We start from the raw sequence: 25,995 nt of genomic DNA, 5'->3' as shown, positions 1-25,995 counted from the left end.
CGGGATTGCTTGGTGATGTCCCGGTGCCTAGTCTCGAGGCGACGTCGCCTGGTCCCAGAATGACCACGCGGGCTGCATAACCGTTTAAGGGAGTGTCTCAATGAATAAAACCGATCTGATCAATGCCATCGCCGAGAAGGCTGAACTCACCAAGGCTGACGCCTGCCGTGCTCTCGAAGCGTTTTTCGAGACCGTGCAGAAGGCGCTGAAGAAGGGTGAGGACGTGTCGGTGGTCGGCTTTGGCACCTTCACTGTGCGCAAGCGCGCCGCCCGTACCGGTCGCAATCCGCGCACCAACGAGACGATCAAGATCAAGGCCTCGAAGGTTCCGGCGTTCAAGGCTGGCAAGACCCTCAAGGATGCCCTGAAACTAAGCGACTACTTGCTTAGTTTCGGGTGCTTAGCTCAGCGGTAGAGCGTCGCCCTTACAAGGCGAGGGTCGTAGGTTCGATCCCTACAGCACCCACCAGTAACATGCGGAGCGGTAGTTCAGTCGGTTAGAATGCTGGCCTGTCACGCCGGAGGTCGCGGGTTCGAGTCCCGTCCGCTCCGCCACAGTTCGCAAGGGCGCCCGTGTGGCGCCCTTGCCATTTGAGTACCCCGCACTTTAGTGCACCGAACAACGAAAGCCCGGGAACATTTCCATGCTGCAGGCATTGCGTAACAAGCTTCACGGATGGCCTTCCATTGTTATTCTGGGCATTTGCGTGTTCGCTATTTCGTTCTTCGGCATCGAGTCGTATTTCGCCTCGCGTACCGACACTTACGTGGCAATGGTCGGCAAGCACGAGATCAGCCAGCGCGATTTCCAGGAACGCATGAATGATGCGCGCCGCGACGCCATGGCGCGGATGGGCGACCAGTTCGATGCCGCAGAGTTCGAGAAGCCGGAAACCAAGCGCCAGATCCTGGATCAGCTGATCAATGAGCAACTGCTCCGTCAGGCCAATGACGATCTCGGCATGAAGGTGTCCGGCGCCGAGTTGCGCGATCGTATTGCTAGCCAGCAGGCGTTCCAGGTCAACGGTCAGTTCGATCCAGCCACATACCGCGCCATCTTGGCTGCGCAAAATATGACGCCGGCGATGTTTGAGAGCAGCCAGCGTGCTTCGCTTGAGCCGGGCGTGCTGCCGCGCGCGATCATCGCCAGCACAGTCATCACTGACACCGACATGGATCGCTATCTCGGCCTGTTGTACCAGCGCCGTGACTTGCGTTGGTTTGCCGTGCCGCGCCCGACGCTGACGGATACCGAAGTCACGGACGCTCAACTTGATGCCTATTACAAGGCGCATCAGGCCGACTTCATGAATCCGGAGCAGGTCTCGCTGAAGTACATTGAGGTCAATGGTGCCGATCTGAAGATCGATGCACAGCCGAGCGAGGACGACCTGAAGAAGCGCTACGAAGACCAGAAGCAGCGCTTCGTACAGCCCGAGCAGCGACTGGTGTCGCATATCCTCGTCAATGTTCCGAAGAACGCTACGCCGGACCAGCAGAAGGCTGCGCTTGCCAAGGCAGAGAAGATCGCCGGCGAAGCGACGCCAGAGAATTTCGCCAAGCTCGCGGCGGAGGACTCGGAGGACCTGGGTTCCAAGCGCTCCGGCGGTGACCTGGGCTGGCTGGAAAAGGGCGTGACGAATGCGGCGTTCGACTCCGCGTTGTTCTCGCTGCAGAAGGGCCAGATCTCCAAGCCCGTGTTGTCCGACGAGGGCTACCACGTGTTGTGGCTGCGCGACGTGCGTAGCGGCGACGCGAAGCCGTTTGCGGAAGTGCGCGATCAGATTGCCAAGGATTACCTGTCGACCGAGCGCGATCGTCAGTACAACGAACTTGCCGGCAAGTTGACCGACCAGACTTACCAGAACCCGTCGACGCTCGATCCTGCTGCTCAGGAGCTGAAGCTACCGATCAAGACGACCGATCTGTTCTCCCGCAAGGGTGGCGAGGGCATTCTTGCGAATCCGAAGCTGGTCCAGGCGGCGTTCTCTGACGATGTCCTCACGCAGGGCAACAATTCGGGTCTGATCGACCTGGGTCAGGACCATGCTGTGGTTGTGCGCGTCGACAAGCATGTGCCAACCGCTGCGCGTCCGTTGGCCGAAGTAAAGGACGATGTGCGCAAGAAGATCCTCGACGAGCGCACTGCTGCCGAAGAGCAGAAGCATGCCGATGCATTGCTGGTGCGTCTGCAGAAGGGTGATGACATGCAGGCAGTGGCATCCTCTGTCGGCGCATCCGCGCAGACCGTGGCTGACGCCGTGCGTATGCAGCAGGGCGTGGCGCCGGAAGTGCTTGAGCAGGCGTTCCTGCTGCCGCACCCTGCAGCTGGCAAGGCGCAGTTTGCCCGTGTCGCCATGCATGATGGCAACTACGCTCTGGTGGCCGTGGATAAGGTGCAGGAAGGTGACCTGAGCAAGATCACCCCGGATCAGCGCAGCGCGCTGCGCGACCAGATGTCCCAGGCTTACGGCATTCTCGCCACGCAGGGTTTTCTCGATGCGCTGAAGGCCAAGACGGAAATCAAGATTGCAGCGGATCGCATGTAAGCGCGGCCATCAACGAAAAAAAGAAGGGCGACCACTTGGTCGCCCTTCTTTTTTGATGTGAGCAGGAACGGGTGCCACTCCGACGACAAGATCAGCTCGGAGCGCTGACCCTGAGCACTTGCCCCGGCTTGACGCCAGGCCCTTGCAAGTGATTCCAGAGTTCCAGCTGCTTGATGTCCACCGAATATTTGTGGGCGATGGACCAGAGGCTTTCGCCGGACTTCACCGTGTGGGTGCGTTTGTTGGATGCGTCGCCATCGTTGTTGTCGGCGGCGCTCAGTGCTGCCCCGAGTGGTGGAAGCGTCGCCGTACCGGGCACACTTTGTGCACCGCTGCTGCCTTCCGCCAACAGCGAGCTCCGGAATTGCTGGACCTTGTTGCTGGGGAGCAGCAGATATGGAGATGCGTTCTTATCCACCACGCCGTTGCGGAAGGCGGCGTTCATGTCTTTCAGCTCGTCCGTCGACATGCCTGCGTGGCTAGCAGCTCGGGCAATCGGCATGGAATTGTCAACGCTCACGGTCACCAGGCGCTGCTCCGAAGGCAGGGTGGGTAGACTCACGTTGAAGCGTCCAGGGTCGCGAATGACGCAGGCGATGGCCAACAACTTGACCAGGTGCTCTCGTGTCACCGGCTTGACCGGCATCTTGGGGATCACGGGCTCGTCTGGCGGCGCGCCGTGCTGGCTGATGACGCGCTTGATGCCGAATTCGCCGGCGTTAAAGGCGTAGTCAACGAGGCGCCAGTCACCCAGGTCATCGTGGTACCGGCTAAGCAACGCCATGATGGCGTCGGTGGCGGCAGGGACGTCCATGCGGCCATCGAAATTCTTGTCGACACGAATGCCCATGGCATTGGCGGTCTGCGGCATGATCTGCCACATTCCGGCTGGCATTCCCTTGCTGCCTGCAATGGGGCGGTATTGGCTTTCGACCCAGGGAATCAGTGCGAACTCACCCGCCACATGGTGGCGTGCAGCCACTTGCTGGACATAGGCGATTCGCGGTGCGGCGGCGGCAATCTGGCTTTCGAAGAGATCTGGATTGCTGGTATAGCGACGCGCCCATGTCGTGATGTTCGGGTCGGCATCGCAATCAGCCATAGCGAAGTTGCTTCGCAGGTTTTGCCAGATATTGCCATCGTCTGCTGCATTAGCAGGAGCGGATGAGACTTCTGGGTGCGATGCAGTCGAGTGTGATGCATCTTGTTGCGGTACTGGTAAAGGTGTCGGCGGTTGCGCCGGCCTCTGTGCTGGGCCAGAGGCGCACGCCGCCAGGAAGATGGACGTCGCCAGGGGAAGAGGGCGTAGGTGTCGAGTCGTTTTCATCCGGTGAATACGTCCTTGTTGGCTCGCAATGCGGCGAAACGCGCGATGCGATCGCCATCCACGCCTTGCTGTCGGCTCCAGGCGATAACCGCTTCGCTATCTGTACGCAGAAACGGGTTGGTAGCCTGCTCCATGGAAAGCGCCACCGGCAGGCTGGGCTGGTTGTCCGCGCGCAACGCGGAAACCTCTTGTTGGCGCGCTGCGAGCGAGGGGTTTGCTGGTTCTATCGTCTGCGCGAAGCGACCGTTGGCGGCGGTGTACTCGTGCGCACAACAGACCAGTGTGTTGCCCGGTAACAACGCCATGCGGTCGAGTGAGGCCAGCATCTGTGCGGGCGTGCCTTCGAACAACCGCCCACAGCCCATGCTGAAAAGCGTGTCGCCGCAAAGCAGGACACCTTCGCCGGTATAGGCGATGTGCGTGGTGGTGTGTCCGGGCACTGCGATGACGTTGAAGGTCGCGGCAGGTGTTGCCAGCTGCACTACGTTAGCGTCGCCCACGCGATGCGTTGCCCGAGCGATGCGTTCGTCGTGTGGGGCGTAGACGGGCACGTCGTGGCGAGACAGCAGCTCATCCACGCCGCCGATATGGTCATGATGATGATGTGTCAGCAGGATGGCGCGCAGCCGTAGGTGGCGCAGCGCGAGCGCTTCCTCGACAGGACTGGCGTCACCCGGGTCGACGACGATGGCGTTTCCTTTCTCGTCGTGGAGCAACCAGATGTAGTTGTCGGCAAGCGCCGGTAGCGGTACGACGTGCAAGGAGTCGTCCTCCGGGGTTTCGTATCGACTGACGCAGGCCCTCTCCCTGGCTTGCGCGAAGTGGCAGACTATAAAGCCCTAATGTGGCTCACTCGTTAGTGAGACGTTAATGCGCTGTAGGGGTATTCAGACTTGTGGTGTCAGCCAGTCTTGTGGTGTCGACCAGGGCACGTTGTGGGCGGGCTCCCGTTACACTGTCGATATCGTGACGACCGGTCGGCCCTTCATGTCTCAGCGTGACCAAGACATCTACAGCAGCGCCCCGTTGCGCAACCTGCTGGCCGAGGAAACGATCGCCCTGGCTCCAGGGTTGCAGCGATGCAGCGGCCCCCACGCGCTCCTCGTGAGTGCGGCCGCGGGCGATGCACCGCCGGTGTTGCCTTTGCTGGGGAACTGGACGCGTCTGAACGTGGCGTCCCAGCGCTACGGTGGCGATGTGAAGGCTCGGATGGATGAGCCGCTTCCCTTCGTTGACGACGCGTTCGACTTGGTGCTGCTCCGGCATGCGCTGGAGGTATCCGCGACGCCGCAGGAGATGCTCGAGGAGGCCTCGCGCGTGCTGGCGCCGGGCGGAGTGCTTGCGTTGACCGGGCTCCATCCCTTCAGTGGCTGGTTGCCATGGATGATGTGGCGCACGCGCGGAAACGCACCGACGATGCATTCGCCGCTGTTGCTGGAGCGATGGGTGCGCCGACGGGAGTTGGATATCGAGCGCATTGAGCGCGTCGGGAGCCTGTGGCCGAGCAGTCGCGTGGGCATGGATACTGCTCACGCGTTTGGCGGAGGCTACCTTCTGATTGCGCGCAAGCGACGCCGCATGGCGACGCCCATACGATTGAAACCCAAGACCTTGCCAGCCACGGTCAACGTGAGTCTGGCGCCGGGTGCCCGACGCAACGCGGCATCCTGATTTTTCTATGTATCGATGGCGACAATGACTGAAGTACAAGCTTTTACCGATGGTGCTTGCCTGGGCAATCCCGGGCCAGGTGGCTGGGCAGCGCTGCTGCGTGCAAAGGGCACCGAGCGCATGCTCTCAGGGGGGGGGAGCCGGCTACCACCAATAATCGAATGGAACTGATGGCAGCGATCGGCGCGCTTGAGGCGTTGACGCGCCCATGCAATGTCGCCCTTACCACCGATTCGCGCTACGTCATGCAGGGCATCGAGGAATGGGTGCCTAAATGGCGTGCAAACGGCTGGAAGACGGCCGACAAGAAGCCAGTAAAGAATCAGGATCTGTGGGAGCGCCTTTCCAGTGCAACGCAGATGCATCAGGTGCGTTGGCATTGGGTGCGTGGCCATAACGGTCATGTGGAAAACGAGCGCGTGGATGTGGCAGCGCGTGAGCAGGCCGAGCAATTCAGGAGCAAGGCATGAGGCAGATTGTGCTTGATACCGAGACCACCGGTCTCGAAGTCCGTCAGGGCCATCGCCTGATCGAAATCGCGTGCGTGGAGATGATTGAGCGCCGTCCCTCCGGACGTCACTACCAGACCTACCTGAATCCCGATCGTGCCATCGACGAGGGTGCTCGTCAGGTTACGGGCATCGAGGATGAGTTCCTGTTGGACAAGCCGCATTTCGCGGACGTGGTGGAGGAGTTCCTCGCCTTCATCGACGGCGCAGAAGTGATCATCCATAACGCGGCGTTCGACGTGGGCTTCATCAACGGTGAGCTGGCGCGGCTGGGCGAATCGTTCGGCCGCCTGGAAGACCGTTGCAGCGTGCTCGATACGCTGATGATGGCGCGCGAGCGCTATCCGGGCCAGCGCAACAGCCTCGATGCGCTCTGTAAGCGCCTGGGCGTCGACAATTCAGCACGCGATCTGCACGGCGGCCTGATCGATGCGCAGTTGTTGGCGGATGTCTATATCGCAATGACATCCGGCCAGGTCGTACTTGACTTGGGTTTTGAAGGTGCGCAGGAGCGAGGCGCTGCCGTGACGCTTGCACCGGTGGTGCTCGATCGTCGTCCTCGAGTGCTGCGTGCGGATGCCGACGAAAGCACGGTCCACGAAAAGCGGCTTGATGCGCTGGACAAGAGTGCAGGTGGCGCGTCGGTGTGGCGCCGCGAAGGCGCAGCTGTCATCAACTGAGGTCGTTGGCTCGCCTCAGTTGATGCGGGCCAGGATCACCGTGACGTTGTCGCTGCCGCCGCCGTCAAGCGCGGCGAGCAGCAAGTGCTCCACGCTTTCCTGGGCGGAAAGCTCCTGTCGGGACACGATGCTTGCGATGGCGGCATCACCTACCTCTTCGGTGAGTCCGTCGCTGCAGAGCAGAAAGCACATCCCATGCTAGAGCTTTCCTCGTGCCATCCCGATATGCAATTGCTCGGCGGCAGTGATCCCCAGTGCCTGGGTGATCACGTTACGATGCGGGTGGCGTGCTGCCTGTGTTGCATCGAGCGTTCCCGCTTCCACCAGCTCCTGCACGAGCGAATGATCGTGACTGACCTGGCGCAATGCTTTTTGCCAGAGATAAACGCGGCTGTCGCCCACCCACACCACTTCGTAGCTGTCTGCATGCAGGCGTAGCGCAGCGATAGTTGTACCCATCGGACGTGCATCACGAAAGCCACGGCTGTGCTGGATCAGGCGCTCGTCGGCCGCGCGCACGGCCTCTACGAGACTGTGCCCGCGGGTGACAAGGTCGGCAACGGCATCACGAACCAGCGCAGCGGCTACCTCGCCATGCTGATGGCCGCCCATCCCGTCGGCGACAAGAAACAGGCCAAGCGAGGCATCGGCGTAGTAAGTGTCTTCATTGCGCGTACGACGCAAGCCGACGTGTGTTCCGTGTCCAAACTCGATCATGGGATGCCTGGTGTGGCGACGCGATACGAGCATGACGGATAGGGGATGAATGCGTAAAGAAGAAAAGGACGGGAAGGGGTTTTAAAACAGCTTGGGTGCATCGGGCGGGCGTTACTGCTGGAAAAGCGAGACGCCTTACTTGTGGGGTCGGGTGGGATTGTCGGGTCCATCCGTGGACCCGACCCCTTCGCGCTTGCGCGCTACGGGGCCAGCCTGCGGCTGTCCAAAATTGCTCCAGGCAATTTTGTCGAACCCGGGTGGGTTCTCACCCAGCCGTCACCACTAGAAAAACAAAACGCCCCACACGGGGGCGTTTTGTTTTTTTGGCGGAGAGGGTGGGATTCGAACCCACGGTACGCTTACACGTACGCCTGATTTCGAGTCAGGTACATTCGACCACTCTGCCACCTCTCCAAAGATGGTGCGTGTGGTCCACGCGAGCCGGTAATTCTATGTGGTGAGGCGGGCACTGGCAATGGGGGAAGGCAATTTTCTTGCTGCTTTCTGGTTAGTGCAGCGTGGCGCCCCAGCGATCGCTGCGGGGTAGGTAATGGTTGTCTGGGTCAAGGGACAGGGCGACCCGTGTGGCTCGGCCGGTGATCTCCTTACGCGGGAAGAAGCCGAAATAGCGCGAATCGGCGCTGTGGTCCCTGTCGTCTCCCAGCAATAGGTATTGGTTGGCGGGCACGGTGACGGGGCCGAAATCGTTGGTGTGGCCCTGGGCGGCGAGCGACCAGCGGACGGCGTGCTGCATGGCGCCGGTATCTTCGATGGCATAGATGGCCGGATCTTCCCGGTCGGCATGGATGCCACTGACCTGGATGGGGCGATAGTCCGCAGCCTTGCCGTTCACGTATAGGTGGTTCTGCACCAGTGCGATCTGGTCGCCGGGCACGCCAATGACGCGCTTAACCAGGCGCTCATCAGCCGTTTTCGAGTCCAGCACGACGATGTCGCCTCGTTGCGGATCGGCACGATGCAAGAGCGAGACGTGGGTGAAGGGGAGGCGAATGTCATAGGCCGCCTTGTCGACAACGATGCGGTCACCGATCTCGATGGTCGGTTGCATAGAGCCGGTCGGAACGACATTCCAGTCCGCAACCGCACTCCGGAACACGAACATGCACAGCATGAACGTGAGGAAGCCTTTGTTGTTCGCCAACAGCCTTGTCAGTCTTTGCATGGGTAGTCTCCGCCAGGGTCCGTATCCAGGTGGACCCTGCGGGTGATGCAAAGGTTCCGTTGGGCGGAAAAGAGCAAGAGACGGCACGCACCACGGGTTGCAGGCGTGGAGACTGCGGTTACCCCAATCGTGCCGAGGAGATCCTCATGAATCTGGCGAGCACCATGCTCCTTGCCGTAGCCATGACCGCGACGAGCGGTGCAGCGCTAAGGCCCGAATCGGTCGTGCTGGCGATGTTCGGCGCTTTCAATCGGCACGATGCCGATGGACTGGCGCACCTCTATGCGAGCGATGCCCAGCTAGCTTCCTCGGATTTCTGCCATCCCAGGCGAGGGCGGGCGGAGGTGGCAAGGAGCTATCGCGAGCTGTTTGCTGAGTTTCCCGATGTACATGATGAGATCGAGCAGATGGTTGCGCAGGATGACCGAGTGGCGGTGCGCTTCGTGGCAAGAAGTAGCGAGGGCGTGCGCTCACTGAATCTGCCCATATCCACTTTCCTCGTTGTGAGGCAGGGTGAAATCCGTTCTGACGTCAGCACGTTTGATACCGGCGGACGGCCCTGTACGCCTTGACCGTGCGAGCAAGAAAAAGGGCGGTGTCGCCACCGCCCTTCGTGTTACGCATGTGGCAAAGCTCAGGCTGCCTTGCGCTTGGCCAGGCGCAACCAGGTGTCCACGACCGTATCAGGGTTAAGCGATACGGACTCGATGCCCTGATCCATCAGCCACTCAGCCAGGTCAGGGTGATCAGACGGCCCCTGGCCGCAGATGCCGATGTACTTGCCCTTTTCGCGAGCAGTCTTGATGGCGAGCGCAAGCAGCTTCTTCACCGCAGGGTCGCGTTCGTCGAACAGGTTGGCGACGATGCTCGAATCGCGATCCAGACCCAGCGTGAGCTGGGTCAGGTCGTTGGAGCCGATGGAGAAGCCGTCGAAGATGTCGAGGAACTCATCGGCGAGCAGTGCATTGGACGGCACCTCGCACATCATGATGACCTTCAGGTCGTGCTCGCGCTGCTTGAGGCCGTTCTTGGCCAGCACCTCAATGACCTTGCGACCTTCGCTCAGCGTGCGCACAAACGGAATCATCACCCAGATGTTGTCCAGACCCATCACCTCGCGCACGCGCTTGACCGCCTTGCACTCCAGGCCAAACGACTCAGCGAAACCCGGGTCGACGTAACGGCTTGCGCCGCGGTAGCCGATCATCGGGTTCTCTTCATGTGGCTCGTAGCGCGAGCCCCCGATGAGGCCGGCGTATTCGTTCGACTTGAAGTCGGACAGGCGTACGATCACCGGCTTCGGATACACCGAAGCGGCGATAGTGGCGATGCCTTCCGCGAGGCGATCAACATAGAACGACACCGGGTCGGCGTAGCCGGCCATGCGCTCGTCGATCTTCCTCTTGGTCTCTGCATCCTGCTTGGCGTATTCCAGCAGCGCCTTTGGATGCACGCCGATGTGGCTGGCAATGATCATTTCCAGGCGAGCCAGACCGATGCCGGCGTTCGGCAGCATGCCGAAATCGAACGCACGCTCGGGGTTGGCCACGTTCATCATGATCTTGAGCGGCGCTTCGGGCATGTCGCCGAGGTCGGCGGTCACGCGGTCGAACTTCAGCAGGCCCTCGTAGATCATGCCGGTGTCGCCCTCGGCGCAGGACACGGTAACTTCCGCGCCGTCCGGAATCAGTTCCAGCGCATTGCCCGTGCCCACCACGGCAGGCACACCCAATTCGCGGGCGATGATAGCTGCGTGGCAGGTGCGGCCGCCGCGATTGGTGACGATGGCGGCGGCACGCTTCATCACCGGCTCCCAATCGGGATCGGTCATGTCGGCGATCAGTACATCGCCCGTCTGCACCTTGCTCATATCTGCAAGCGAGCGGATGACGCGCGCTTTGCCGGACCCGATCTTCTGGCCGATGGCGCGGCCTTCAGCGAGCACCTTGCCCTTTTCGTTGAGGTGGAAACGCTCCAACTGCGTGGCATGCGCGCGCGACTTCACCGTTTCCGGACGGGCCTGCACGATGTAGAGCTTGCCGGTGTTGCCGTCCTTCGCCCACTCGATGTCCATCGGGCGGTCGTAATGCTTCTCGATGATCAGCGCCTGCTTGGATAGTTCCTGCACGTCTTCATCGGTGATGCAGAACTTGTTGCGCAGTTCGGCGGGCGTTTCTTCGATACGCACGCGCTCGCCGGGCTTGTTCGAATACACCATGCGCTGCTGCTTGGCGCCGAGGCTGCGTCGCAGCACGGCCGGCTTGCCAGCCTTCAAAGTGGGCTTGAACACGTAGAACTCGTCGGGGTTCACTGCACCCTGCACGACCATTTCCCCCAGGCCATACGAGCCGGTCACGAACACCACGTCGCGGAAGCCCGACTCCGTGTCCAGGGTGAACAGCACGCCGGAAGCGCCGACGTCGGAACGCACCATCAACTGCACGCCAGCGGAGAGGAATACGTCCTCATGCTTAAAACCCTGGTGTACGCGGTAAGCGATCGCGCGGTCGTTGTAGAGCGAGGCAAAGACTTCCTTCACCTTGTGCAGCACGTCCTCAATGCCGACCACGTTCAGGAAGGTCTCCTGCTGACCGGCGAAAGAAGCATCCGGCAGATCTTCCGCGGTGGCGGAGGAGCGCACTGCCACGGCAATGTTCTCGGCGCCGGCGTCCTTGCAGAGCTTGGCGTAGGCGTCGCGGATGGCCTTGTCCAGATCCGTCGGCAGCGGCGTCTCAGTGACCCATTCGCGGATCTCCTTGCCGGCAGCCGTCAGGGCCATCACGTCATCGACGTCGAGCGAGGCGAGCCGTTCCTGGATGCGCTTGGCCACGCCACTCTTGTCGAGGTATTCCTGGAACGCGTCGGCGGTGGTTGCAAAACCACCCGGCACTGACACGCCGAGCTGGGCTAGATTGCCAATCATCTCGCCGAGCGACGCATTCTTGCCGCCAACCTTGCCCAGGTCGGTCATGCGCAGCGTGTCGAGCCAAAGCACCAGATCGTTCAAGGGAGTCTCCTCGAGAGCTCGTAGGGTTTCAAAGACGGTCGTAGCTCCGTTTCGGCAAGAAATCGGGCTACAAAGAACTGGTATTGTCCGCTGCCGATGGTGCGCAGCACAAGAAGACCATTCGGGCGAAAACAAGCGCCAACGCAATACCAGTCAGCTGTGAATCAAGCAAAGACAGGCTTTTCACCTTGCGCTAAGGTGATGGTCAAGAACCACCAGGGACTTTGGATTAGCCATGCAGCGAACCGTTTTTTATATCTCTGATTCCACTGGTATTACGGCGGAAACGATCGGCAACAGTATTTTGGCCCAGTTTGAGGGCGTGCAGTTCGACAAGCACCGCTTGCCGTTCATCGACGACGCCCAAAAAGCCGAGGCGGCGGCGCTGCGTATCAAAACCCGTTATGCGCAAACCGGCGAGCGTCCCATCGTGGTCAACACCATGGCGTCGCGCGAGCTGTGCGAGATCGTGGCCGAGAGCGGCGGACTGATGCTGGACGTGTTCGCGCCATTCATCGGTCCGCTGGAAGAGGAGCTGGGCGCCAAGCGTTCCGGTGCGGTGAATCGCTCGCACGGCTTGGTGGACTTCGACAAATACGAGGCTCGCATTAACGCTACGAACTATGCGTTGTCACACGACGACGGTATAGACGTGGACTATGCTCAGGCCGACTTGATCCTGGTGGGGGTGTCGCGCTCCGGCAAGACGCCAACATGTCTCTACATGGCCTTGCATTACGGTGTCAGCGCCGCCAATTACCCCCTGACTGACGACGACCTCGACAAGCTAGAACTGCCGGCGCGCCTGCGCCCGTATAAGGATCGGCTGTTTGGTCTCACCATCGACCCCATGCGGTTGGCGCAGATTCGCGAACAGCGGCGTGCCGGCAGCCGTTATGCGACGCTGGAACAGTGTCGCTGGGAGTTGGCGCAGGCCGAGAAGCTGATGCGTCGCGAAAGCATTCCCAGTCTCAACACCACGCACGTGTCCATCGAAGAGATTGCCAGCAAGATCTTTGACCGCTTCGGTATCGAGCGGACCATGTTCTGAGGAGTTTCTGCCGCCCATGAGTGCCGTATTAGACAGTCGCCAAGCCTTGTTGCCCGGACGTTTCGGCTTCCTGATGGGGCTTTACGCCGAGAACTATCATCGGCTGGTGCGGCTGTTTATGCCGCAGGAGCTACCGCCGGGGTTCTATCTGTCCAGCGTGGATGATGGCCTTGATGTGCGTTTGCAGGTGCAGGAGCGGCACCCGTACACGTTGGAGCTCGAGCTCACCTACAACTTTGTCGATGCGCACACGGGTCAGCCGTCGCCGTCGGCGCAGTTGCGCATGTACACCGACGCCCATGTGGCCGAGGCCTTGCATTGCCATCCGGGCCGCCATCTGTGGCAGGTGCTCGGCCCGTTTCCGCCGGCCCACACGGTGCTACAGCATCGTTTGCGGATGAATGGGTTTCTTTCTCGCTGGTTGGAATACCTGGCGGAGCAGGGGCATTCGAAGGGAACGCTGGAGCGGCTGGAGGATCATCGCTCGCCGGATGAGACTCTGTAGGGGCGCACCCTGTGTGCGACTCAGGGGAGTCCGTGGTCATCGCTTTGTTGGCAGGTCGCGCACAAGGTGTGCTCCTGCAGCGACGGGGCAAAATGCGGGCAACAAAAAACCCGCCAATGGCGGGCTCTTCGTAAAGTGGCGGAGCGGACGGGACTCGAACCCGCGACCTCCGGCGTGACAGGCCAGCATTCTAACCGACTGAACTACCGCTCCACATTTTTACTTCTTCCAGTACTACACCAACAGATTTCATCCTTGACCACTCTTAGGTTACGCCGGAAACCGGTTTGCCGTTAGAGTGGCGTCCCCACGGGGATTCGAACCCCGGTCGCCACCGTGAAAGGGTGATGTCCTAGGCCTCTAGACGATGGGGACGTATCTAATTTTGGTGGAGCCAGGCGGGATCGAACCGCCGACCTCCTGCATGCCATGCAGGCGCTCTCCCAGCTGAGCTATGGCCCCGAAGTGCCTCTGGAAGCCCGAAAGAATAGATAGGGTTGGCTATTTCGTCAAGCATTCGTTGTGAATTTCTTTCAACTTTTTTTCACGAATGAATCACAACAAATAGTTACAGGCGTTTTGATGCGGCGCCGTCAATGCGGCAAAACGCCGTTGTGGTGAGGGAATGATCAGGGGCGTCATGTAGGGCTGTGCATCTCGCCCGTGGTTGTTAGTCTTGCGGGACGTTCTTGCGGATTTCTCTGATGCACGATTTGCACTTTATCCAGGACCTCGCGACCGTCATGTTGATCGCGGGCCTGACGACGGTGATCTTCCAACGGCTGCGTCAGCCAGTCGTACTCGGATACATCATCGCCGGCGTGCTGGTCGGCCCTTATACGTTTCCCGTGGTCTTCATCCACGACGAGCAGACGATCCGCACGCTCTCCGAGCTAGGCATGATCCTGTTGCTGTTTGCTTTGGGGCTGGAATTCAGCCTGAAGAAGCTCCGCGAAGTTGGCGGCGCGGCGCTGGTGGCGGCCCTGTGCGAAATCGTGCTGATGGTCTGGCTTGGTTACGAGATAGGGCGCTTCTTTGGCTGGACTTCCATGGATGCGCTGTTCCTTGGCGCCATGCTGTCCATGTCGTCGACGACCATCATCATGAAGGCGCTGGATGGCCTGAACCTCAAGCGCGAGCGTTTCGCGCAGCTGATGTTCGGCATCCTTATCATCGAGGACGTCATCGCCATTGTGCTCATGGCGTTGCTGACGGGCATTGCGAGCACTGGCGGCCTGGAGGCGGCCGAAGCGGCAGCGGCGGTGGGGCGGCTTACGCTTTTCATGGCGGTGTCACTGGTCGTCGGGTTGCTGCTGGTGCCTCGCGTGGTCGACTACATCGCGCGCGTGAGTCGCGACGATGTGCTGCTGGTTGCGGTGCTTGGTCTGTGCTTCGGCTTTTGCCTGCTGGTGACCGAGATGGGCTACAGCGTGGCCCTGGGCGCCTTCATGATCGGCGCCATCGTAGGTGAGTCGCAGAGCGTGATGCGGATCGAGCGCATCATCGGACCAGTGCGCGATATGTTCAGCGCCATCTTCTTCGTTGCCATCGGCATGTTGATCGACCCGGCGATGCTCAAGCTGTACTGGTTGCCGATCCTGGTCGTTACCGTCGTAGTGGTAATGGGCAAGGTAATCACGTGCAGCTTCGGAACCTTCATCGCCGGCAATGATGGACGCACGTCGCTGCGTGTAGGCATGGGGTTAGCGCAGATTGGTGAGTTTTCGTTCGTCATCGCGTCGCTAGGGCTGACTCTGAAAGTCACCAGCAGTTTCCTCTACCCAGTGGCGGTGGCTGTGTCGGCTATAACGACCTTCCTCACGCCGTACCTCATCCGTGCCTCAGATCCGCTGGCCGACGTGCTCACGCGGCGCCTGCCCGGCGGCCTTACCAGTCTTCTGAGCGCCTACACGGACTGGATGGGCAATGTGAGTCTGGGCGGGCAGGGGGCTATCGTGGCCAAGATGATCCGCCGCCTTGTCTGGCACGTGATCATCAACATGATGCTGGTGGTGGCCGCTTTCCTGATCATGTCTTACCTGTATCGCCGTGGCTTTTTCCACTGGGATTTCCTTGCGGATAGCCCTCAGGTAAAGCGCAGCCTAGCGTGGTCCATCGCCGCTCTGATCTCACTGCCGATGATCGTGGCGGCGTATCGCAAGGCATCGGCCCTCGGCATGTTGCTGGCGGAACTGAGTATTCCCGAACGCATCGGTGGCGCCTACAACATGCGTATCCGTGGCGTGCTGGCGCGCTTCATTCCGCTGGCGACCATGTGGATACTGGGCCTGCTGGTTGCGGCTCTGGCGTCGACTATTCTGCCGCCACGCGAGGTTGCCATTGTCCTGGTGCTTGTTTTGCTGTTGCTGGCATGGCTGTTGTGGCGTGGTCTGGTGCAGGTGCATGCCCGTTTGCAGGCGGCTTTGCGCGATACGCTTGATAAGCCCGGGCGTTCGGACGACGGACATTCCTGATCCGGGTGTCGGTGCGTTAGCCGACTCGGCGTGCAGGATTCGTAAAAATCCGCGTTTTTGACAAGAAGCGTGAACTTTTAATCACGACTGACGGTCAGACGCCCCACATCGTTGCCAAGACTCAGCAAGCACCGCACAATGCGAGGCCTGCCTCCATCGGGGGGGGCTTTGAGTCCGGTAGCGCCGGTACATCCAAATACGAGGGAGTTCCACATGAAGCATTTTCTGCGTCCCACGCTGACGGCGGCCGCGCTCGCTGTTGCACTGGGCATGACCGCTGGCGTGCACGCACAGGCCGCGAAGTCCGCCGCCCCTGCGACGGCCGCCCCGGCTGCGGTCGACAAGACCAAGGCCAGCTACGTGGTCGGTTGGGACCTGGCGAGCTCGCTGCCGCCGCTGGTCCGCGAAGAAGTGGATCCGGCCACCGTGGCTCGTGCGCTGCAGTCCGCGCTGTCGGGTCAGAAGCCGACCATGAGCGAAGCCGAAGCCAAGCAGGTCCGTGACGCATTCGTTGCCAACCTGCAGGCGAAGGCGAAGGCCGAGTACACCCAGGTCGCCTCCAAGAACCAGACGGAAGGCGCTGCTTACCTGGCCAAGAACAAGTCTGCTCCGGGTGTGAAGACCACTGCTTCGGGTCTGCAGTACCAGGTGATCAGCCAGGGTACCGGCGCCCGCCCGGGTCCGAACGACACCGTGCAGGTGAACTATGTCGGCACGTTCGTCAGCGGCGAAACGTTTGACGATTCGTCCAAGCACGATCCGGCAGGCCCGGCCTCGATCCCGCTCGCTGGCGTGATCCCGGGCTTCCGCGAGGGTCTGCAGCTGATGCAGGTCGGCGGTCACTATAAGTTCTTCATCCCTTCGAACATCGCCTACGGTGCGCAGCCGCAGAACGGCTTCCCGCCGAATGCGACGATCATCTTCGACGTCACCTTGGTCAAGACCGGCCCGACGGCTGCTGGCGATCAGGCTGGCGGCGCGAAGTAATCATCGCGCGGGACAGCTCTTTAGAAGCATGCACGGGGCGCGAAGCGATTCGCGCCCCGTTCTTTTTTAAGGGCGCAGCCGGTGTTGCGGGCGAGGGCTGGTTCTCCTGCCGTCCGATGCCATATCCAGCCTGATAGAATTACGGGCCTTGCCTCTTGGAGTTTTCGCGACAATGAAGGTCACGATCTTCGGTACCGGCTATGTAGGTCTGGTCACCGGTGCCTGTCTGGCAGAGATGGGCAACCATGTGGTCTGCGTCGATATCGATGTAGCCAAGGTGGAGCGTCTGAAGAAAGGCGACATCCCGATCTACGAGCCGGGTTTGGAACCCATCGTCAAGCGTAACCACGCCAGCGAACAGTTGGACTTCACGACCGATCCGGCCCCGGCCATCGCCCATGGGCAAGTGGTCTTCATTGCCGTGGGTACGCCGCCGGATGAAGACGGCAGTGCCGACCTAAGGTATGTGCTCGGTGTGGCACGAACCATTGGCCAGCACATGGACCGCTACACGGTGGTGGTGAACAAGTCGACCGTGCCCGTCGGCACCGCCGACCGCGTGCGTGAAGCGATCGCCAGCGAGCTGATCCAGCGCGGCGTCGCCGTCGATTTCGACGTGGTGTCCAATCCGGAATTTCTGAAGGAAGGCGACGCGGTGGAGGATTGCCTGCGTCCCGATCGCATTATTATTGGCAGCTCCAGCGAGCGTGCCATCGGCGTACTGCGCAAGCTCTACGCGCCGTTCAACCGCAACCACGATCGCACCGTGGTGATGGACGAGCGCTCGGCCGAGCTGACCAAGTACGCGGCCAACGCGATGCTGGCCACCAAGATCAGTTTCATGAACGAGATCGCCAATATCGCCGAGCGCGTGGGTGCGGACGTGGAGCTGGTGCGGCAGGGCATTGGCTCGGATCCGCGCATCGGCTACCACTTTATCTATCCCGGCGCCGGTTACGGTGGTTCGTGCTTCCCCAAGGACGTGCAGGCACTGGAGCGTACAGCGCGCGGCGTTGGCTATCAGGCCCGTCTGCTCGGTGCGGTGGAGGCGGTGAATCACGATCAGAAGACCAAGCTGTTCGATTTGATCTCGCGTCATTTCGATGGACAGCTTGCCGGCAAGACGATTGCGCTGTGGGGCCTGGCCTTCAAGCCGAACACTGACGACATGCGTGAAGCCTCCAGTCGCAACCTGATGGAAGCGCTATGGAATGCTGGCGCCAAGGTGCGGGCTTTTGATCCCGAAGCACGCCATGAAACGCATCGCATCTACGGCGACCGCGACGATCTTGCACTTTGCGACAGTGCCTACCAGGCACTCGATGGTGCGGACGTACTTGCCATCGTCACCGAATGGAAGGCGTTTCGCAGCCCGGATTTCACGCGTATCCGCGGCTTGCTCGCCGAGCCGGCGCTGTTCGATGGCCGCAATTTGTATGACCCCGGGGCAGTGGAAGAGGCGGGGCTGGCGTATTACGGTATCGGTCGCGGCCGCAGTCTGAGGCAGTGAGCATGGCGGACGATTCCTTGCAGCAGCGTCTGACGGAGCTTGAAGTCCGGCTCACCTTTGTCGACGATACGGTGAACGCGTTGGCTTCCGCCGACGCCGAGCTGTCGATGCGCCTGGCGGCGCTGGAAGATGTCATCCGCGGATTGCGCAGCGAGCTGTCGTCGCTGCGCACGTCGCAGGGGCATGATCCGCACAGCGAGCCACCGCCGCCGCATTATTGATTGTTACCCTTTTCGTTTCAGTACGACGCAAGCGAGTTCCAACCATGGCCGAATCCCTGCGCGATCAACTGCTCAAGAGCGGCATCGTCAAACAGGTCCGTGAAGAGAAGCGTCCGTCGGCGCCACAGGGGGGGCAAGTCCTTCCCGCCGCGCCACGGTGGTTCGCCGTCCAAGGGCGGTAAACCCGGACAGCACAACAAGCCGCACGGCAAGCCTTCGGGCGGCAAGAGTCAGGAAGAGATAGACCTGGCCAAGGCTTATGCGATCCGCGCGCAAACCGAAGCCAATGAACGAAAGCGCGCCGAGCAGGCTGCCGCTGAAGAGGCGCGCCTGCGTCGCGAGCGCAAGCTGAAGATCCAGCAGTTGCTGGAGGGCAAGGTGTTGAACAAGGCGGATGTCGAGCACGTTCGCCATTTCGAGTACGGCGGAAAGATCCGTCGCGTGCACGTCGACGCTGACCAGCTCAAGGCGATCAATGCCGGCGAGCTTGCCGTCATCCAGCAGCAGGGGCGTTATCTCGTGGTGACTCGCGAGCTAGCCGAGCAGGTCAAAGTAATCGACGTCCATCAGGTCGCCCTGCTGGTGGAGCCGGGCAGCGAAGGTAGTGTTGGCGAAGACGGTGTCCCGGACGACTTGATGTGGTGATTCCGGCACGTTGATTGCGCCAAGAAAAACGCCCGGCTATGCCGGGCGTTTTTCGTTGTGATGACGGATCGAGATCAGGCGTCGGTATCGACACCCTGCGCATCGTCAGCCGGCAGGTCGAAGCCGGTCTTGGTAAGCGTTGGCAAATCCCAGCCGCTCTTTGGCGTGAAACGTTCGCCGTAGCGTTGTGCGAGGCGTTCCAGTTTGCCCTTGATGACAGTGGCGCCTTCGCTGCGCACGTATTGGATCGGGCCGCCACGGAACGGCGCGAAACCGGTGCCAAAGATCACGCCTGCATCAAGCAGGTCGGCGTCATCCACGACGTGCTCGGCAAGGCAGGCGACAGCCTCGTTGACCATGGGGAGGATCATGCGGTCCTGAAGGTCTGCAGGCACGGCATAGTCGGGGTCGACTTCCGGCTTCTGCGGCTTGCCGTCCTGCCACACATAGATGCCCTGGCCGTCCTTCTTTCCGCGCTTACCGGCGGCGAGTTTGTCCTCAAGGCCGGGCGGAAGCTCCAGGCCCAGGAAAGGAGCCAGCTCCTTGCCGACCGAGGCGCACACATCCAGGCCCACGGTGTCGGCCAGTTCGATCGGCCCCATGGGCATGCCGAACTTTTTGGCCTCCTTGTCGAGCACGGGGGCCGGCACACCTTCGCTGTAGAGGCGCATGGCTTCCAACAGGTAGGGCATCAGGATGCGATTGACCAGAAAGCCCGGCGTTCCCTTGACCGCAACCGGCAGTTTGCCGATGGCTTTGCAGAAGGCCAGGGCGCGTTTCTCCGCGTTGGCATCCAATTGGTCATGACGCACCACTTCTACCAGCGGCATCTGCGCGACGGGATTGAAGAAGTGCAGACCGAGAAAGCGCTCGGGTGCCTTCAGGCCGACACGGAGCTCATCCAGCGGAATGCTGGATGTATTAGTTGCGAGTAGTTCGTTGGACTGGAACTGCGGCTCGATGATTGCGTACAAAGCTCTTTTCGCTTCGGCATTCTCGAAGATTGCCTCGATGGCAAGATCGGCGTTGGCCACGCCTTTGCCTTCGACATCCGCGCGCAGGCGTCGCACGGTGGCTTCGACCTTATCGGGGGTCTTGAGCTTCTTTTCGTAGAGCTGGCGGGCGCGATCCAGCGCAGGCTGGATGAACTTCATCTCGCGGTCTTGCAGCGTCACCTCGAAGCCCTTGAGCGCCGCCCAGGCAGCGATGTCGCCGCCCATCACGCCGGCACCCACGACGTGCACATGTTTGATGCCGTGATCGATGTCGCTGCCTTGTCCCTTCAGGCGCTCCTGAAGGAAGAAAATGCGGATCAGGTTCTGCGCCGTTGGGGTTTCGGCCAGCTTGGCCACCGAACGCGCTTCGAGCTTCAGTCGCTGCTGGATGCTGGCACCGCCGCGCTTCCATACATCGATCAGCGCAAAGGGGGCCGGGTAATGTTCCTTGCGTACCTTGGCGCCCGTCTGCTTGATGACCATCGGCGCGAGGATCTGCCGCGCCAGCCAGGTATTGGTAGCCCATGCCTTCGTGCGCTGGGCAAGTGGGCGTACATGCGGACGACGCAGCAGGGCGCGCGCCTCGGCCAGCAGCTCGGCCGGTGGCGCAAGGCGGTCGATGACGCCCAATGACAACGCGCGCTTGGCCGACAAGGCCTTACCCGTCAGCATGACGGGCAAGGCTTCGGTGGCGCCGATCAAACGTGGCAGTCGGGCTGTGCCACCCCAACCGGGATGGATGCCCAGCATCACTTCGGGCAGGCCGATGCGGGTCTTCTCATCGTCTGCGGCAATGCGTTGGCGACAAGCCAGGATCAGCTCCGTGCCGCCGCCCATGCAGGCGCCGTGGATGGCCGCGACCGTAGGGCAGGGTAGGCGGGCCAGCGATTCGTACACACGCTGGCCGTTTTCGATGTTCTCCAGCACCGTGCCGTGTTGGGCATAGGTGACGAATTCCTTGATGTCAGCGCCGACGGCAAAGCCGAAGGGCTTGGCCGAATGGATCAGGACGCCGGCAGGCTTCTCAATGGCGAGTCGTTCGACGATCTGCCCCAGTTCGTCCAGCACCTCGCGGGAGATGGCATTGACGTTGCTGCCAGCGCGGTCGAGTGACAGGGTGACGATGCCGCTGTCATCCAGGCTCGTCTTCCAATGATTGAAGCGCAATCCTTCGAACATGGGGGTAAAGAATGTGGCCATGAAGCCTTGCACCATACCCTCCCGTAGCGAGGATTGCGAGACGCTGCGGGGCGGGCTACTGGCATGAATGAACGACCCGTAAAAACGCGAGCTGTGCGCTGCCGCATGAAATGCGCAGCGGTTTCCGGCAAGGCTTGATTACTCCCTATGCGAAGCGCTCCTGAGCACGTAATTTAGACCGGCATGAATACGTCCATCGCCACTCCCGTCAGTCCTGCCCATGCGGGTGCAGAGGTCCTCGAGCGCATCCTGGCCGCGCGGGGCAGCTTGATCGCGCTCGACGGTGGCGAAACGGCCGGCCTGGTCGGCCAACTGCGCCCTCTGGTTCGGCGCAGCGGACAGGCCGTTTACCTATGGAATCCTGAGCTCGGCCTAGGCAATCTGCGCGAAGAGCATGTCGCGCTGCCCGGATCCCAGCGCCTCAACATTGCCTTGCGTTACATGCTCCAGAGCAACCATTTCGGTGTCTATTTCCTCCAGCGGCTGCCGCTGCCACTCCTTATGGCCGATGCCACTTTGTTGCGTCAGTTAGCGCGCGCCGCGACGGGGCATGTGCGCCGGGTGGTATTGCTCGACCCGCCGGAGGCGCTGGTGGCGAGTTTCAACGACGTGTTGGTGCGCCTGAGTTGCCAGTCCAAGCCAGCACAGCGTCCGCGCTTGCGCGACGGTCGTTGGATGCTCTGATATGGCGAGTCCTGCAGGCATTCTCGTCGTTGCGGCACAGCGTGAGCTGCGTCGTGCCCTGTTCGATGCGTTCGATCGTGACGGGCATTTCGTGGTGCATTCCGCGCGTGACGCTACGCATGCGGGCATCCTGCTGGAAGGTCGGGCACCGCTGGCGTTGATCGTCATGGTTTTCGAGGGCGATGGTCGCGAGGCCATGGCCGGTATCGAGGTGTTGCGCGGCATGCCAGCCTGCGTCGGCGCGCCCATACTTGCCGTGCTTGATGATGGCGCCGTGCTGAAGCCGAACGTGTTGCCGGCAGGTGTCGCGGACTGGCTGTACGCCTCGCAGATCGAGCACGAACTGCTCTCGCGCTGGCAGCGCGTGCATCGCATGGCGGTGCGCCTGGATGGTGCGGAGAGCGGCTCGGCCTCCGGAGACAGTGACTACCGGTTTGCCTTTGAAGAGATCGATGCCGAGTGGCTGATCGTCGACCCGGCGCGGGGGCTGCTCTTCGATTACAGCCCCACAGTTGCGCGCAACAGCGGGCTGGGCGATCACGAATTGCGCGGGCGTCCCGTCAAGGAACTGCTGGCGTTTACCGACACGACAGTGGAGCAGGTGATTGCCGAAGGTTCGCGCCAATGGCATTCGGGGCGGCGGCGTTCCTCGCGCGGAGCGGACTCTGGTGAGGTCAGTGCGCGCGCCGTGCGACACGCGGGCCGCGACGCGGTCGCCTTGATGTTCCGTAGCGATCGCGCGGGAGCGCGCGCTGAGGTGGCTCTGGCCTTACTTGCCCGCATGTTTGCTTCCGGCGGGGGTGACGAAGGGATAGCCGAGGCGGCGCGCTTGTTGTACGAGGAGGTGGGGTTGGACTATGTGGCCGTATGGTCGGCCCGCCCCGATGAGGGCGGCGCACCCATACAGCTCGTGCAGCACTGGCGTGGCGACGAACAGCTTTGGCCCGGGCCGCATCTGCAAAGCTCGCTGCGACTGGTGCTCTCTGGTCAGGCCATGCTGCACCAGGCCGACGCGGCACGCCTGGCGCCGATGGATCCCTTACTTGCCCAGCTGGGCCTGGCCGGCTTCGCCGGATGGCCCTTGCAGGACGAGCGTCGCACCGTACTTGGGGCGTTGCTGATAGGCACCCGCCAGCCGTTGCCATCGTTGGCGATCGTGCAGCCGGTATTGCGCGTCGCAGCGTCGCGCTTCGCCCATGCATTGGAACTGCGCCACACGCGCGAGCAGGGGCGCGCTGAGGGCCTGCTCGATGCGCTGACGGGTCTGCCAAATCGCCTGCTTTTCAATGATCGCCTCGATACCGTGATGCGGGAGGCCAACCGCACCGGCGAATGCTTCGCGCTGCTGTTCGTCGACCTTGACCGCTTCAAGACCATCAACGACACCCTCGGCCATGCCGTGGGCGATCAGGTGTTGCTCACCACCACGCAGCGGCTGCGCAGCACCGTGCGCGCGTCCGATACCGTGGCGCGCTACGCGGGTGATGAGTTCGTGGTGATCCTCCGACACATCGTGAAGAACGAGGATGTGCTGCGCATTGCCGAAAAGATCGTGCAGGTGATGGGTGCGCCATTGCGCATTGATGACGGCACGGAGCTGCAGGTGACGGCGTCCATCGGTGTGAGCTTCTTCCCGGACGACGCGCCGGACGCCGATACCCTGCTCAAGCACGCGGATGAGGCTATGTATGCCGCCAAGAGTCTGGGTCGCAACAACTACCAGATCTTCGAGGGCAGTGCCGAACAGTCGCAGCAACAGAATCTCGCGTTGAAGTCCGGCTTGCGGCACGCCGAGCATAAGGGTGAGCTGCGCGTGTTCTACCAGCCGCAGGTGGATGCGGTCACGGAGGACATCGTGGGCATGGAGGCGCTGGTGCGCTGGGAGCACCCGGAGCTTGGCTTTATTGGTCCGGGCTTCTTCATTCCGCTGGCGGAGGAAACGGGTCTGATCGTTTCCATCGGCGAGTGGGTGCTGCGTGCGGCCTGCCGGCACGCGCAGGAATGGGAGCGTCGCTTCGGTCTGGGCCTGCGCCTTGGCGTGAACCTGTCGGCGGTGCAGCTCATGCAGCCCAACCTGCTGGAGATAGTGGTGGCGGCCCTGGACGAAAGCGGACTGGACGCCAATCTGCTGGAAATGGAGATCACCGAGAGCATCAGCATCAAGGCGGCGCCGAATCTGGTGGAGAACCTGCAGGGTTTGCATCGCCTGGGCGTGCGCATCGCTATCGACGACTTCGGCACCGGCGCTGCTTCTTTGGACTACCTGCGCAAGCTGCCCGCCGACCGCATCAAGATCGACCAGAGTTTCGTGAAGAACATCGGCGTCGATCCCGACGACGAGGCCATCGTCCGCGCCACCATCGAGATGGCGCATCGCCTCAAGCGGGGCGTGGTGGCCGAGGGTGTGGAGACGGAGCAGCATATGGAGTTCCTGCGCGCCAATCATTGCGACGAACTACAGGGCTACCTGTTCTGTCGCCCGCTGCCTCAGCCGGTCTTCGAAAAGCTGTTGCTGGAGCGCCAGCGCCTGCTCGCCGGGGTGGGTGAAACCGCCGCCTGACTTGCAAGGCGCGCGCCGAGCCCCATACTTCAGGCAAGGGCGCTTGAGGCGTCCATGGGCCGTGCCCCTTGGGGTGGTGGCGGCCTGTTCGCCATAACGGGTGCTCCGTAGGCGCGCCCGTGCGTTTCCATCATCGGTAACGCAACGGGCGCACTTGCCGTCCCGGGATGAAGCTTGCTGAACTAGAGCGCTTGGTTCTTGTCTGAGCAGTCCGCTTCCATCCTCAAGACAGCCCGGGGCGCTTGGCAGCATCGACGAAGGAGATGGCCCGGATGGGCGAAAACGAACTGGACAGTGCGCTGGTCGAGCGCGTCCAACAGGGTGACAAGCGGGCCTTCGATGTATTGGTGCGCAAGTACCAGCACAAGGTCATCGGCTTGGTTTCCCGGTATGTGAAGAACTACGCCGAGTGCGAGGACGTGGCCCAGGAGGCATTCATTCGTGCCTGGAGGGCCATTGCGTCCTTCCGTGGCGAGAGTGCTTTCTATACCTGGCTGTACAAAATTGCCGTGAACACGGCCAAGAACCATCTGGTAGCCCTGGGGCGTCGCCCGCCGGCCGACGACATCGCCATTGACGATGCCGCTTTTCTGCCCGGCGCGGACCGCATGCACGAGAGCGCCACCCCCGAGCGCGAGCTCATGCGACAGGAAATTGAACAAACGGTGTTTTCCACTGTCCAAGCGCTGCCTGAGGAATTGCGGACCGCGATCACCCTGCGTGAAGTGGACGGCCTCAGCTACGAGGAAATCGCCGAGGCGATGGGTTGTCCGATCGGTACGGTTCGTTCACGTATTTTTCGGGCGCGCGAAGCTATCGATGAAAAGTTGCGGCCGCTATTGTCTGACCGCGAGGACAAGACCCCATGACTGATAATCAACGCGAAAACCTTTCTGCCGGCATGGACGGCGAGCTGTCGAAGGAAGAATTGCGCTTCCTATTGCGACGGCTCGACCACGAAATGCCGCTCCAGCAGGCTTGGTCGCGCTATCACATAGCCCGGGATGGCCTGCGTCGTGAGCTGTCCCCGCTGGCCTCGGACGGTTTTGCCGCCCGAGTGATGCTGGCCATCGAACAAGACGGCGTGGCAGTACAGCAGGGCAAGCGTCGCCATTGGTTGCATTGGTCGGCAGGTGGCGCCATCGCCGCTGGCGTGGCCGTGGCAGCTCTGATGGTGGCGCAGCCGGCCGGGCAGGGGGCGGATCACCTCTCCCCTCAGGTGGCATCGACACCGTCGACGACGACCATGGAGACCAGTACCGCTCAGGCTGCGCGCTCGGATTCCCCGGCCGTGGCTCCCCCCGGGGCTGAACGTCTACTCGGAGGTCCCCTACAAGATCAGCCAGCAGGCCTCGGCCACGGTGGATGGCGACAACGGCAACACCCTGCTGTACTCCCGCAATAGCCTGACGCCCTATCGGGTGGCGCGCTATCCCGCGGTGAGCAATGGCGATGGCAGCTACCTGATTCTGGTTCATCCGGACCAGCAGCAGCCTGCCCAGGCGGCGGGTCCGCAGTAA

General features: G+C 61.6%; 22 protein-coding genes, 6 tRNA genes and 2 pseudogenes. 20 read left to right on the top strand and 10 right to left on the bottom strand.

Annotated elements, in window-relative coordinates:
• Positions 1-100: 100 nt before the first annotated feature.
• The 4 genes from DYST_RS04380 (at position 101) to DYST_RS04365 (ending at position 2,549) form a co-directional block, all read left to right on the top strand.
• Entirely contained in the window at positions 101-415 is a 315-nt protein-coding gene (locus DYST_RS04380; RefSeq protein WP_239950336.1) for an HU family DNA-binding protein, read from the top strand.
• Positions 395-469, top strand: a tRNA-Val gene (locus DYST_RS04375). The genes DYST_RS04380 and DYST_RS04375 overlap by 21 nt, the downstream gene beginning before the upstream one ends.
• Positions 470-478: 9 nt before the next feature.
• Positions 479-555, top strand: a tRNA-Asp gene (locus DYST_RS04370).
• 89 nt (positions 556-644) lie between these two features.
• Positions 645-2,549, top strand: coding sequence for a SurA N-terminal domain-containing protein (locus tag DYST_RS04365; protein ID WP_239950334.1), 1,905 nt, complete (start codon positions 645-647; stop codon positions 2,547-2,549).
• Between the two features lie 91 nt (positions 2,550-2,640).
• Here DYST_RS04365 and DYST_RS04360 read toward each other — a convergent pair whose 3' ends face one another.
• Together DYST_RS04360 and gloB are read right to left on the bottom strand one after the other, a co-directional pair.
• Complete coding sequence (locus tag DYST_RS04360; protein WP_239950332.1) at positions 2,641-3,651, bottom strand: transglycosylase SLT domain-containing protein; 1,011 nt, start codon at positions 3,649-3,651, stop codon at positions 2,641-2,643.
• Positions 3,652-3,872: 221 nt separating this feature from the next.
• Positions 3,873-4,637 (bottom strand): hydroxyacylglutathione hydrolase, encoded by a 765-nt coding sequence (gene gloB / locus DYST_RS04355; RefSeq protein WP_239950330.1) that lies wholly within the window; start codon positions 4,635-4,637, stop codon positions 3,873-3,875.
• A 226-nt stretch (positions 4,638-4,863) separates the two neighbouring features.
• Here gloB and DYST_RS04350 point away from each other — a divergent pair, with 226 nt between their 5' ends.
• The 3 genes and pseudogenes from DYST_RS04350 to dnaQ all read left to right on the top strand — a co-directional run bounded on the left by DYST_RS04350 (position 4,864) and on the right by dnaQ (position 6,736).
• Complete coding sequence (locus DYST_RS04350; protein WP_102302654.1) at positions 4,864-5,547, top strand: methyltransferase domain-containing protein; 684 nt, start codon at positions 4,864-4,866, stop codon at positions 5,545-5,547.
• 24 nt (positions 5,548-5,571) lie between these two features.
• Positions 5,572-6,017, top strand: a pseudogene (rnhA, locus tag DYST_RS04345) (ribonuclease HI).
• The gene (dnaQ, locus tag DYST_RS04340) at positions 6,014-6,736 is read left to right on the top strand and encodes a DNA polymerase III subunit epsilon (protein WP_239950328.1); all 723 of its coding nucleotides are present in this window, start codon (positions 6,014-6,016) and stop codon (positions 6,734-6,736) included. The pseudogene rnhA and the gene dnaQ overlap by 4 nt, the downstream one beginning before the upstream one ends.
• 15 nt (positions 6,737-6,751) lie before the next feature.
• Here the strand turns inward: dnaQ and DYST_RS04335 are convergent.
• The 3 genes and pseudogenes from DYST_RS04335 to lepB form a co-directional block, all read right to left on the bottom strand.
• Positions 6,752-7,453: pseudogene (locus DYST_RS04335) on the bottom strand (PP2C family protein-serine/threonine phosphatase).
• 324 nt (positions 7,454-7,777) lie between these two features.
• Positions 7,778-7,867 (bottom strand) — tRNA-Ser (locus tag DYST_RS04330).
• A gap of 94 nt (positions 7,868-7,961) precedes the next feature.
• Positions 7,962-8,636 (bottom strand): signal peptidase I, encoded by a 675-nt coding sequence (gene lepB / locus DYST_RS04325; RefSeq protein WP_239950326.1) that lies wholly within the window; start codon positions 8,634-8,636, stop codon positions 7,962-7,964.
• A 146-nt stretch (positions 8,637-8,782) separates the two neighbouring features.
• Between lepB and DYST_RS04320 the strand changes: the two genes are divergently transcribed.
• Positions 8,783-9,208 carry a nuclear transport factor 2 family protein gene (locus tag DYST_RS04320; protein WP_239950324.1) on the top strand — a complete coding sequence of 142 codons (426 nt, stop codon included), beginning with the start codon at positions 8,783-8,785 and terminating at the stop codon, positions 9,206-9,208.
• A 62-nt stretch (positions 9,209-9,270) separates the two neighbouring features.
• Here DYST_RS04320 and ppsA read toward each other — a convergent pair whose 3' ends face one another.
• Positions 9,271-11,643 carry a phosphoenolpyruvate synthase gene (gene ppsA, locus DYST_RS04315; RefSeq protein ID WP_239950322.1) on the bottom strand — a complete coding sequence of 791 codons (2,373 nt, stop codon included), beginning with the start codon at positions 11,641-11,643 and terminating at the stop codon, positions 9,271-9,273.
• A 235-nt stretch (positions 11,644-11,878) separates the two neighbouring features.
• Between ppsA and ppsR the strand changes: the two genes are divergently transcribed.
• A complete protein-coding gene (gene ppsR, locus DYST_RS04310) occupies positions 11,879-12,694 on the top strand; it encodes a posphoenolpyruvate synthetase regulatory kinase/phosphorylase PpsR (RefSeq protein WP_102302660.1) in 816 nt (271 codons plus the stop codon).
• Between the two features lie 16 nt (positions 12,695-12,710).
• Positions 12,711-13,199 (top strand): DUF1249 domain-containing protein, encoded by a 489-nt coding sequence (locus DYST_RS04305; RefSeq protein ID WP_102302661.1) that lies wholly within the window; start codon positions 12,711-12,713, stop codon positions 13,197-13,199.
• 136 nt (positions 13,200-13,335) lie between these two features.
• On the opposite strand, the gene DYST_RS04300 is transcribed toward DYST_RS04305, so the two are convergent.
• The 3 genes from DYST_RS04300 to DYST_RS04290 all read right to left on the bottom strand — a co-directional run bounded on the left by DYST_RS04300 (position 13,336) and on the right by DYST_RS04290 (position 13,661).
• Positions 13,336-13,412, bottom strand: a tRNA-Asp gene (locus DYST_RS04300).
• An 86-nt stretch (positions 13,413-13,498) separates the two neighbouring features.
• A tRNA-Glu gene (locus DYST_RS04295) sits at positions 13,499-13,574 on the bottom strand.
• An 11-nt stretch (positions 13,575-13,585) separates the two neighbouring features.
• Positions 13,586-13,661 (bottom strand) — tRNA-Ala (locus tag DYST_RS04290).
• Between the two features lie 242 nt (positions 13,662-13,903).
• Between DYST_RS04290 and DYST_RS04285 the strand changes: the two genes are divergently transcribed.
• The 5 genes from DYST_RS04285 (at position 13,904) to DYST_RS04265 (ending at position 19,036) form a co-directional block, all read left to right on the top strand.
• A complete protein-coding gene (locus DYST_RS04285) occupies positions 13,904-15,673 on the top strand; it encodes a cation:proton antiporter (protein ID WP_239950320.1) in 1,770 nt (589 codons plus the stop codon).
• 213 nt (positions 15,674-15,886) lie between these two features.
• Positions 15,887-16,660, top strand: a complete 774-nt coding sequence (locus DYST_RS04280; RefSeq protein WP_102302663.1) for an FKBP-type peptidyl-prolyl cis-trans isomerase — start codon at positions 15,887-15,889, stop codon at positions 16,658-16,660.
• 172 nt (positions 16,661-16,832) lie between these two features.
• A complete protein-coding gene (locus tag DYST_RS04275) occupies positions 16,833-18,170 on the top strand; it encodes a UDP-glucose dehydrogenase family protein (RefSeq protein WP_239950319.1) in 1,338 nt (445 codons plus the stop codon).
• 2 nt (positions 18,171-18,172) lie between these two features.
• Positions 18,173-18,391 (top strand): SlyX family protein, encoded by a 219-nt coding sequence (locus tag DYST_RS04270; RefSeq protein ID WP_199045968.1) that lies wholly within the window; start codon positions 18,173-18,175, stop codon positions 18,389-18,391.
• A 99-nt stretch (positions 18,392-18,490) separates the two neighbouring features.
• Positions 18,491-19,036, top strand: a complete 546-nt coding sequence (locus DYST_RS04265) for a DUF2058 family protein (protein WP_239950318.1) — start codon at positions 18,491-18,493, stop codon at positions 19,034-19,036.
• A 74-nt stretch (positions 19,037-19,110) separates the two neighbouring features.
• On the opposite strand, the gene DYST_RS04260 is transcribed toward DYST_RS04265, so the two are convergent.
• Positions 19,111-21,210 carry a 3-hydroxyacyl-CoA dehydrogenase NAD-binding domain-containing protein gene (locus DYST_RS04260; protein ID WP_239952070.1) on the bottom strand — a complete coding sequence of 700 codons (2,100 nt, stop codon included), beginning with the start codon at positions 21,208-21,210 and terminating at the stop codon, positions 19,111-19,113.
• Positions 21,211-21,414: 204 nt separating this feature from the next.
• On the opposite strand from DYST_RS04260, the gene DYST_RS04255 reads away from it, so the two are divergent.
• From DYST_RS04255 to DYST_RS04235, 5 genes are all read left to right on the top strand, one after another.
• Positions 21,415-21,915 (top strand): hypothetical protein, encoded by a 501-nt coding sequence (locus DYST_RS04255; protein WP_239950316.1) that lies wholly within the window; start codon positions 21,415-21,417, stop codon positions 21,913-21,915.
• Position 21,916: 1 nt separating this feature from the next.
• The gene (locus DYST_RS04250) at positions 21,917-24,475 is read left to right on the top strand and encodes a putative bifunctional diguanylate cyclase/phosphodiesterase (protein ID WP_239950314.1); all 2,559 of its coding nucleotides are present in this window, start codon (positions 21,917-21,919) and stop codon (positions 24,473-24,475) included.
• Between the two features lie 272 nt (positions 24,476-24,747).
• The gene (gene rpoE / locus DYST_RS04245; RefSeq protein ID WP_199178941.1) at positions 24,748-25,344 is read left to right on the top strand and encodes an RNA polymerase sigma factor RpoE; all 597 of its coding nucleotides are present in this window, start codon (positions 24,748-24,750) and stop codon (positions 25,342-25,344) included.
• Entirely contained in the window at positions 25,341-25,880 is a 540-nt protein-coding gene (locus tag DYST_RS04240; RefSeq protein ID WP_239950312.1) for a sigma-E factor negative regulatory protein, read from the top strand. The genes rpoE and DYST_RS04240 overlap by 4 nt, the downstream gene beginning before the upstream one ends.
• On the top strand, positions 25,837-25,995 hold the full coding sequence (locus DYST_RS04235) for a hypothetical protein (RefSeq protein ID WP_239950310.1): 159 nt from the start codon (positions 25,837-25,839) through the stop codon (positions 25,993-25,995). The genes DYST_RS04240 and DYST_RS04235 overlap by 44 nt, the downstream gene beginning before the upstream one ends.

The organism is Dyella terrae, assembly GCF_022394535.1.
In the GTDB taxonomy this organism is placed as follows: domain Bacteria; phylum Pseudomonadota; class Gammaproteobacteria; order Xanthomonadales; family Rhodanobacteraceae; genus Dyella.
This window is presented reverse-complemented; position numbering and strand designations above follow the sequence as displayed.

Coding starts and splice junctions, on each gene's coding strand:
- DYST_RS04380 (WP_239950336.1), top strand. CDS start 101: ATGAATAAAACCGATCTGATCAATGCCATCGCCGAGAAGGCTGAACTC.
- DYST_RS04270 (WP_199045968.1), top strand. CDS start 18,173: ATGGCGGACGATTCCTTGCAGCAGCGTCTGACGGAGCTTGAAGTCCGG.
- DYST_RS04305 (WP_102302661.1), top strand. CDS start 12,711: ATGAGTGCCGTATTAGACAGTCGCCAAGCCTTGTTGCCCGGACGTTTC.
- ppsR (WP_102302660.1), top strand. CDS start 11,879: ATGCAGCGAACCGTTTTTTATATCTCTGATTCCACTGGTATTACGGCG.
- DYST_RS04240 (WP_239950312.1), top strand. CDS start 25,341: ATGACTGATAATCAACGCGAAAACCTTTCTGCCGGCATGGACGGCGAG.
- DYST_RS04365 (WP_239950334.1), top strand. CDS start 645: ATGCTGCAGGCATTGCGTAACAAGCTTCACGGATGGCCTTCCATTGTT.
- lepB (WP_239950326.1), bottom strand. CDS start 8,636: ATGCAAAGACTGACAAGGCTGTTGGCGAACAACAAAGGCTTCCTCACG.
- DYST_RS04255 (WP_239950316.1), top strand. CDS start 21,415: ATGAATACGTCCATCGCCACTCCCGTCAGTCCTGCCCATGCGGGTGCA.
- DYST_RS04275 (WP_239950319.1), top strand. CDS start 16,833: ATGAAGGTCACGATCTTCGGTACCGGCTATGTAGGTCTGGTCACCGGT.
- rpoE (WP_199178941.1), top strand. CDS start 24,748: ATGGGCGAAAACGAACTGGACAGTGCGCTGGTCGAGCGCGTCCAACAG.
- DYST_RS04280 (WP_102302663.1), top strand. CDS start 15,887: ATGAAGCATTTTCTGCGTCCCACGCTGACGGCGGCCGCGCTCGCTGTT.
- DYST_RS04285 (WP_239950320.1), top strand. CDS start 13,904: ATGCACGATTTGCACTTTATCCAGGACCTCGCGACCGTCATGTTGATC.
- DYST_RS04360 (WP_239950332.1), bottom strand. CDS start 3,651: ATGGCTGATTGCGATGCCGACCCGAACATCACGACATGGGCGCGTCGC.
- DYST_RS04350 (WP_102302654.1), top strand. CDS start 4,864: ATGTCTCAGCGTGACCAAGACATCTACAGCAGCGCCCCGTTGCGCAAC.
- DYST_RS04250 (WP_239950314.1), top strand. CDS start 21,917: ATGGCGAGTCCTGCAGGCATTCTCGTCGTTGCGGCACAGCGTGAGCTG.
- dnaQ (WP_239950328.1), top strand. CDS start 6,014: ATGAGGCAGATTGTGCTTGATACCGAGACCACCGGTCTCGAAGTCCGT.
- DYST_RS04260 (WP_239952070.1), bottom strand. CDS start 21,210: ATGTTCGAAGGATTGCGCTTCAATCATTGGAAGACGAGCCTGGATGAC.
- DYST_RS04320 (WP_239950324.1), top strand. CDS start 8,783: ATGAATCTGGCGAGCACCATGCTCCTTGCCGTAGCCATGACCGCGACG.